The organism is Collimonas fungivorans (assembly GCF_028292705.1).
Taxonomy (GTDB): Bacteria; Pseudomonadota; Gammaproteobacteria; order Burkholderiales; family Burkholderiaceae_D; genus Collimonas; species Collimonas fungivorans_B.
The window spans coordinates 1-8145 of the sequence record NZ_JAQGLV010000374.1 but is presented as its reverse complement, the minus strand read 5'-3'; the positions used below and the strand labels follow the sequence as shown (position 1 = coordinate 8145).

General features: G+C 56.1%; 7 protein-coding genes. 1 reads left to right on the top strand and 6 read right to left on the bottom strand.

Annotation, left to right across the window (positions count from 1 at the left end):
* The 6 genes from JWQ61_RS20735 to JWQ61_RS20710 all read right to left on the bottom strand — a co-directional run.
* Positions 1-142: shikimate kinase (locus tag JWQ61_RS20735; RefSeq protein ID WP_304362176.1), on the bottom strand; the 142-nt coding region annotated here is incomplete at its 3' end.
* Positions 143-182: 40 nt separating this feature from the next.
* Positions 183-2285: a type IV pilus secretin PilQ family protein gene (gene pilQ / locus JWQ61_RS20730; RefSeq protein WP_304362175.1), complete on the bottom strand. Its 2103-nt coding sequence runs from the start codon at positions 2283-2285 to the stop codon at positions 183-185.
* A gap of 68 nt (positions 2286-2353) precedes the next feature.
* Positions 2354-2902 (bottom strand): pilus assembly protein PilP, encoded by a 549-nt coding sequence (locus JWQ61_RS20725; protein WP_304362174.1) that lies wholly within the window; start codon positions 2900-2902, stop codon positions 2354-2356.
* On the bottom strand, positions 2899-3558 hold the full coding sequence (locus tag JWQ61_RS20720; RefSeq protein WP_304362173.1) for a type 4a pilus biogenesis protein PilO: 660 nt from the start codon (positions 3556-3558) through the stop codon (positions 2899-2901). Before JWQ61_RS20720 ends, JWQ61_RS20725 begins: the two co-directional genes overlap by 4 nt.
* Entirely contained in the window at positions 3555-4256 is a 702-nt protein-coding gene (locus tag JWQ61_RS20715) for a PilN domain-containing protein (RefSeq protein ID WP_304362172.1), read from the bottom strand. Before JWQ61_RS20715 ends, JWQ61_RS20720 begins: the two co-directional genes overlap by 4 nt.
* On the bottom strand, positions 4256-5335 hold the full coding sequence (locus JWQ61_RS20710) for a pilus assembly protein PilM (RefSeq protein ID WP_304362171.1): 1080 nt from the start codon (positions 5333-5335) through the stop codon (positions 4256-4258). The genes JWQ61_RS20715 and JWQ61_RS20710 overlap by 1 nt, the downstream gene beginning before the upstream one ends.
* Before the next feature lie 374 nt (positions 5336-5709).
* Here JWQ61_RS20710 and JWQ61_RS20705 point away from each other — a divergent pair, with 374 nt between their 5' ends.
* A complete protein-coding gene (locus tag JWQ61_RS20705; protein WP_304362170.1) occupies positions 5710-8082 on the top strand; it encodes a penicillin-binding protein 1A in 2373 nt (790 codons plus the stop codon).
* Positions 8083-8145: the final 63 nt, after the last annotated feature.

Below are 8145 nucleotides of genomic sequence, written 5' to 3'. Positions count from 1 at the left end.
TTTCGTGATCCGAATCAATGAATAGCTTGTTGAGTTTTTTTGCCAGAGCGCGGCCAACCGTAGTCTTGCCCGCGCCCATCAGGCCTACCAGAAAGATATTGCCTGTGTACCGCACCATTTCACCACTTAACCTTTTGCTCAAAATGCAGACACCGGTGTCAAAACCGGTGTCTTCTGTGCAATTAGTGCCCAGCGAGCCGGTCGATGACGATCTTCGGTGTAAGGAAAATCAATAATTCAGTTCGATTGTTAACAACTGCCGTTTGTTTGAAAAGATAACCCAGAACCGGAATATCTCCAAGCAGTGGCACTTTATTAACGTTATTGGAAATTGTCTGGGTATAAATACCGCCAATCACCACGGTCCCGCCATTTTCAACCTGAACCTGAGTCTGGACGTGTTTTGTATTGATTGATACGCCCCCAGGAACAATATCTCCAACGCTGTCATTGGTAACATCTACTGTCAAAATGACGTTACCGTCCGGCGTGATTTGCGGCACCACTTCCAATTTCAGATTTGCCTTTTTGAATTCAACCGATGTGGCTCCACTGCTGGTAGCATTTTGATAGGGAATTTCAACACCTTGCTCAATCAAGGCCTTCTGCTGGTCAGCAGTGACAACACGCGGACTAGAGATGATCTTGCCTTGTCCGTCCGCTTCCAGTGCCGACAACTCCAGGCTGATGAATTTCGACGCGGCCGAGTTAAACAAGGTCAAAGCCAGAGAACCTGCTGTACCTATACTAGGATTGGCCGGTAAATTCACAGAATTTCCTCCTATCACAGGGAGCGTGCCAGTTGTCGCTGATGCGGTTTGTGTACCTCCTGCGGTGACATTATTGCCATTGAAGCCGAAACCAAGCTTGGCGCCGAGATTGCGGCTAAAGCCATCATTCGCTTCTACCATACGTGCTTCTATCAAGACCTGTCTTGAAGCAATATCGATTTTTTGCACAAGATTACGAATATTTTGCAATATGGTCGGTGTATCGGTAACGAACAACTGGTTGGTGCGCGGATCGATCACGGCACTGCCGCGATTTGACAGGATAGTGTTCTTCTTACCGCTGCCGCCACCACCTGCGTCGTCGATCCCGAAAACTTTCTTGAAGGCTTCAGCTTTCTGATAGTTCAGTTGGAAGGACTCTGTGCGCAGCGGCTCCAGTTCGGCAATTTGCGAACGCTGTTCAAGTTCCAGTTTCTCTTTGGTCAGCAATTCGTCTTTAGGCGCGATCCAGATGACGGAACCGTTCTTGCGCATGTCCAGGCCCTTAGCCTGCATCACGATATCCAGAGCCTGATCCCAAGGAACGTCTTTGAGACGCAGGGTCAGGTTGCCGCCAACGGTATCGCTGGTGATGATGTTCAGGCCGGTAAAGTCGACAATCACCTGCAGCACCGAGCGCACTTCCACGTTCTGGAAATTCAGGGACAACTTGTCGCCGCGATACCCTTGTGCGCCTTGCGCCAGCTTGTTCGGGTCTTCCTTGATCGGCTTGACTTCAATCACCAGCTGGCTGTCGCTTTGGTAAGCACTTTGCTCCCAAAGGCCCTTAGGTTCGATGATCATGCGTACATTCTCACCCTGGGTCACGGTGGTGATCATTTTCACCGGCGTGCCGAAATCACCTACATCGAGCTTGCGACGCAGGACATCAGGCAGGCTGGTTTTCAGGAAATCGACCACGATCGTCTGGCCTTGCTGGCGGACGTCTACACCGACCTGGGTATTAGGCAAGTCGATCACCACCCGGCCTTCACCCGCAGTGCCGCGACGGAAATCGATGTCGCGCAAGGCTGGTTTTCCGTTCAACAACGGGGCAGGCGCCGGCGCTGCTGCTGTCTGCGCCGTGGAGGTGGCTGCAGGACGCGCCGGCATGCCGGCTGCATTGACCGCTGTTGCCAGGCCGCCAGAGCCGTCGATGGTGACGATCAAGGCGTTGCCGTCCATCGCAGTGGCATAGGACAAGGAGCGTTTCAGATTGAACACCAGGCGTGAGCGGTCGTCGGCTTGCGCCACGACCACGTTGCGCACATCGCCCAGGCTGATATCCTGGGATGTTTTGCCAGTGGCGTTGCCGACGCCGACAAAATCGAAAGCGATGCGCGCCGGGCTGATCACGGCAAACGCCGTCGGTTGTGTGCTCAGCGGACGCTTGAAGCTGATCTTGACAATCACGTTGGCGCCTTGCTGATTGGCGTTGATCGACGTGATCGCATTATCTTCGGCCGCCATTGCGGGCGCCCCGGATGCCAGCAAACACAGCAGCGCCCCCAACATCAAGGCTTTCTGCCGCACCACGCTTAGCCGGCTTACGCTCAGGTTAACGAATTTTTTTCCTGCTGCAATCATTTTGTGCTCTCCTGCAACGCTAACTTGGCTTCGCGCTCGACCCATTCGCCGGACGCATCTTGTACGATTTCTTTCAAAATTACTTCGGACTCCGTGATGCGTGTGACCATGCCGAAATTCTGTCCTATGTAATTCCCCACCTTGGCCTGGAACACGGTCTTGTCGACTTGCAGCAAGACATAGCTCAAACCCACTTTTTGCAAGGTTCCCACCATCTTGACGGTATCCAGCGGATAGTTTTCCAGCGTTTCACGACGGCGGTCCAGGTTCGGCTTCAAGCCGTTAGACTTGCCTTGCAGCTTGGCTAGCGCCACCAGCAGCTTGCTCGGGTTGTATGGATCGATGCTGGTCGCGCCGGCATAGGTAAAGGGAATGAACTTCTTCGGTTCGGTCAGCTTCGGAATTCCTACCTTGGTATGGCTCTTGACGTCAGCCATCCACTCCTTCACTTCCTGCACGCCGCTGTCGCCGCAACCTGACAAAGTTGAGATGAATACGACAAAAAATGTCACCTGGGTCAGACGCCCAATGCGAAAAAACGTCATTTTTGACCTTTCTGCTTAGCTGAATCAGTGACTTTGCGCTGCGCCGCCACTTCGTCCTTGTCCAGGTAGCGGAAGGTCTTGGCGATCGCGTCCAGGCTCAGCACGCCATCCTTGCTCGTGGTCAGATTCATATTGTTCAAGGTCACGATGCGCGGCAGGTTGGCGATGTCGCTGGCAAATGAGCCGACGTCGTGATAATTGCCGGTTACCTTGATATTGATCGGCAGCTCAGCGTAGTAATCCTTCACTACCACCTGGCCTGGCTTGAACAATTCAAATTGCAGGCCGCGCCCCAGGCCGGCCTGGTTGATATCGGACAGCAAGGCATCCATTTCGGCCTTGCTAGGCAATTGTTTCTCCAGGGTGGCGACGTAATCCGCTACCTGCAGTTTTTGCTTCTGCAACGCATCCAGGTTGATGGCTTGCTGGATCTTTGACTTGTACTGCTCTTTCAGCTGTACTTCCTTCTGTTCGCCGGCATTCAGCTCATCCTGCTGATCGCTCCAGTACAAGAACCAGCCCACCAGCAACACCAGCAGGAACACCGCCACGCCCGACAGCACGCGAGGAACTATCGGCCACTGGCCGGGATGGCGGCCATTCAGTCCGCGGAATTGCGCGCTCAACGAGGCGCTCAGATTATTCATATCCATCACTTGGCGTCTTTCAAGGTTGCTTTGGGCGCGGCCGCCACCGGGGCTGCGACGCCTGTTGCTGTTGCTGTCGCTGCAGCTGCCACCGTTTTTGGCGCTCCTGCGGCAGGAGCGCCCGCCGCATCTTTGGCGTCCTTGTCAGACGGCCGTTTGATGCCGACATTGACAGTGAAAGCGAAGACGCGCTTGCTATCGCGGCCAGTGCCGCCGATATTGGCGGAACGGATTTCAATCAGGTCAGGGCGTTCCAGCCAGGCCGAATTGTTGCCCAGGTTGCGCAGCAGCTCAGAGACCCGCTCATTCGACTGGGCATAACCATTCAACGCCACCCGTTGTCCTTCCTGCTTGAGTGAGTTCAGGTAGACGCCTTCCGGCACCTGCTTGACTAGCTCATCCATCAGGTACACCGGCTGGTTGCGATCGCTTTGCAGGTCCTCGACGGCTTGCTGACGCGCTTTCAAGGCTTCGATTTCCTGCTTGAGGGTAGCGACTTCCTTGATTTCGCCATCCAGACGAGTGTTCTCCGCCGTGATAAAGCGGTTGCGCTCAGTCTGGTTGGAGATACCGTTGGCGAAGAATGCGCCAACCAGCAGCACCACTATCAGGCCAATGATTGCCGACAGCAGCAGCATGGCGAAATAGGTGTTCTTGCGCTGCTTGCGCTTGGCTTCGCGGTGCGGCAGTAGATTAATCTTGATCATCAGCCAAACCTCCGCATGGCCAGGCCGCAGGCAACCAGGTAAGACGGCGCATCCATGCGCAATTGTTTTTCCCGCACATTCGGCCCTAACTGCATGCCGGTGAACGGACTGACCACTGACGTGGAAATCTTGGCGCGCCCCGCTACTACTTCAACCAGGCCCGGGATAGTGGCGCAGCCGCCGGCCAGGAACAGCTGGTCAAGGCGCGTGTACGGCGTCGAGGTAAAGAAGAACTGGATCGCCCGCGTGACTTCCAGCGCCGCGCTTTCCAGGAACGGATTCAGGATTTCCTGCTCATAGCCTTCTGGCAGGTCATTGTTGCGCTTTTTCGTCTCCGCCTCCTCATACGAGAGGCCGTAGGCACGCACGATGTCCTGGGTCAACTGGTTGCCGCCAAACGGCTGCTCGCGCTCGTAAATCAGCTGGCCGTCCAGCAACGCCGATACATGCGTGGTCTGGGTGCCGATCTGGAACAGGCCGACAATCTGCCCCTGTCCAGCTTTCGGCAACTGCCCGATGATGCGGTTGATGGCCGCGCGCGCCGCGTAGGACTCGATGTCCATCACGGTCGGCTTGAGGCCGGCAGCCTCCGCCACCGCCACCCGGTCTTCCACCTTTTCCTTGCGGGTGGCAGCCAGCAGCACTTCAACGTCGTCCGGCGAATGCTGCGCCGGGCCGATCACGTCAAAATCAAGGCTGACTTCATCCAGCGCAAACGGAATATATTGGCTGGCCTCGGATTCGACCTGCATCTCAAGCTCTTCTTCCAGCATGCCGCTGGCCAGGATGATCTTTTTGGTAATCACCGACGCCGGCGGCATGCCGAGCGCCACCAGCCTGGTGCCGGAGCCGCTTTTTTTCCACAGCCGCCGGACTACCTCCGTGACTTGCTCGATATTTTCAATATTGCCATCTACCACCGCGCCGCGCGGCAACGGTTCCGATGCATAGCGCTCCAGACGCAATTGATCCTTGCCCGTCTCGGACAGCTCAACCAGCCTGACGCCCGACGTACTAATATCAATCCCCACCAGAGGCGGGTTCTTTTTACCGATCAGCGATCCAAGATCTAATGCCAAGAGCATTTCTCCCGAGTATGTATTATTTGGGGAACATTCTGCCTGCAAGGCGGTCGCATTAGCGGTATACCGTCTCGAAGTTAGGAAAAACCTGTAAAACAGGGCTTACAGCAATGTTAAATTTTGTAACGTGAAATCGTAGCAATAAGAGGGGGCTACTGTAAAGAAATTTTCCACACGGAAATTGTTTAAGTAGTACAAAAAACGGCCCCATAGCGCCTCCGCCCATCCAAATTTGTTTTTTATCGACAATTTCTGTCTGAATTTCGCAACGTAGTTTGCGGTTCATCAAGAACGCATGATGCAGAGCAAGTTTTGAGCCAAGGGCTGTGCCGTTATAATGCGTGGCATCCATCTTTCATAAAACGCATCGAATGACGCCTCCAGACACAGCCAGCGACACCCAGCAATACCCCTCTCCTTCGCGCCGTCGCTTGCCGCTGCTGCTACGGCTAGTGCTTGGCTTTTTTGGCATTGTTGTCGGCCTGGCAGTTATCGGCTGCCTAACTTTTTTCCTGATGCTGGCGATGGCTTACCCGAATCTGCCGGAATTGGATTCCCTCACCGACTACAAACCCAAGATCCCGCTGCGCATTTTTTCGGCTGACGGCGTGCTGATCGGCGAGTTCGGCGAGGAACGGCGCAGCCTGGTGCACATCAACGAGATTCCCGATGTGATGAAAAAAGCCGTGCTGGCGATTGAAGATGATCGTTTTTACCAGCATGGCGGAGTCGACTACCAAGGCATCTTGCGCGCCAGCTTTTCCAACCTGACCGGCGGCGGCGGCGGCGCCAGCACGATCACCCAGCAGGTTGCCCGCAATTTTTTCCTGACCAGCAACGAGCCGACCTTCTTCCAGAAGGCATCGCGCAAGTTCCTGTATGAAATCCCGCTGGCATGGAAAATCGAACGCAACCTGAGCAAGGACCAGATCCTCGAGGTCTACATGAACCAGATTTACCTGGGCCAGCGCGCCTATGGTTTTGCCTCTGCGGCACAGATCTATTTCGGCAAGCGGCTGCAGGACATCACCACGGCGGAAGCCGCGATGCTGGCCGGTCTGCCGAAGGCGCCATCGGCCAACAACCCAGTCGTCAATCCGAAACGGGCGACCGTGCGCCAGCAGTACATCCTGTTGCGCATGCTGCAACTGGGCTACATCAATGCGGCGCAGTACGAACAAGCCAAGAACGAAGCCTTGCACATCAAGACCGGCGCCAGCGAATTCGGCATCCACGCCGAATTCGTCTCTGAAATGGCGCGACAGTTGGTGTATGAACAATTTAAGGAAAATACTTATACGCTCGGCCTCAACGTCTTCACCACCATCACCAAGGCGGACCAGGACGCAGCGTATATAGCGCTGCGCCGCGGTGTCATGGACTACGAAAAGCGGCGCGGCTATCGCGGCCCCGAGGGATACATGGAAATCCCTGACGGCACCAAGGAAGAAGCCGAAGACGCGATCGAAGTGGAGCTGGCCGACCATCCCGACAGCGACGAGATCGTCGCCGCCGTGGTGCTGGAGGCAAATCCGAAACTGGTGCGCGCGGTGCTGTCCTCAGGCCAGGAAATCAGCATCAGCGGCGCCGGCCTGGGCATCGCCACCAACCTGTTGAGCGATAAAGCGCCGCCGCAACGCAAGGTCAAGCGCGGCGCCATCATCCGCGTCATGCTGGAAGGTAAAAACTGGACCATCACGCAGATGCCGGCAGTGGAATCGGCGTTTGTCGCGGCGGACACCAAGGACGGCGCCGTGCGCGCCCTGATCGGCGGTTTTGATTTCAACCGCAACAAATTCAACCACGTCACCCAGGCCTGGCGCCAGCCGGGTTCGTCGTTCAAACCCTTCATTTACTCCGCTTCACTGGAAAAAGGCTTGTCGCCGGCCACCATCATCAATGACGCGCCGCTCAGTTACGGCGGCGGCCAGACCGGCGGCCAGATCTGGCAACCCAAGAACTACGGCAATAAATATGAAGGCCCGATGAGCATGCGCAAGGCCCTGACCAAGTCGAAGAACGTGGTCTCGGTGCGCATCCTGGACAAGATCGGCGCCAAATACGGGCAGGAATATGTGACGCGTTTTGGCTTTGATGCTGACAAAAATCCGCCATACCTGACGCTGGCCCTGGGCGCAGGTGCGGTAACGCCATTGCAAATGGTGGGCGGTTACGCGGTATTTGCCAACGGCGGCTATAAAATCAGTCCCTACATCATCAGCAAGATTACCGACGCCAACGGCACCGTATTGTCGCAAGTGCATCCGGAAACCGCCGGCGACGAAGCCAACCGCATCATCGATCCGCGCAATGCCTTCATGATGGATAGCATGATGCGCGACGTGGTGCGCTACGGCACCGCAGTCAAGGCGCTGTCGCTCAACCGTACCGACCTGGCCGGCAAGACCGGCACCACCAACGACTCGCTGGACGCCTGGTTTGCCGGTTACCAGCCGTCGCTGGTGGCGGTCGGCTGGATGGGCTACGACCAGCCGCGCAGCCTGGGCGACAAGGAAACCGGCGGTGGCCTGGCGCTGCCAATCTGGATCAGCTTCATGCAGCAGGCGTTGAAGGGCGTGCCGATGGAAGACCGGGTGGTGCCGGAAGGCCTGGTCCATTCCGGCGGCGAATACTATTACGCGGAATACCCGCCGGGTGTCGCCACCCAGAGCCTTGGCGGCGGCACCACGGCGCCGACGGAGGAAGAAAAAGCCAGGGAAGAGGTCAAGAACGAATTGTTCTGATCCTGGCAGGTTGCCAGTCCAACAAAAAGGCTTCCCTGAACCAATCAGGGAAGCCTTTTTTAA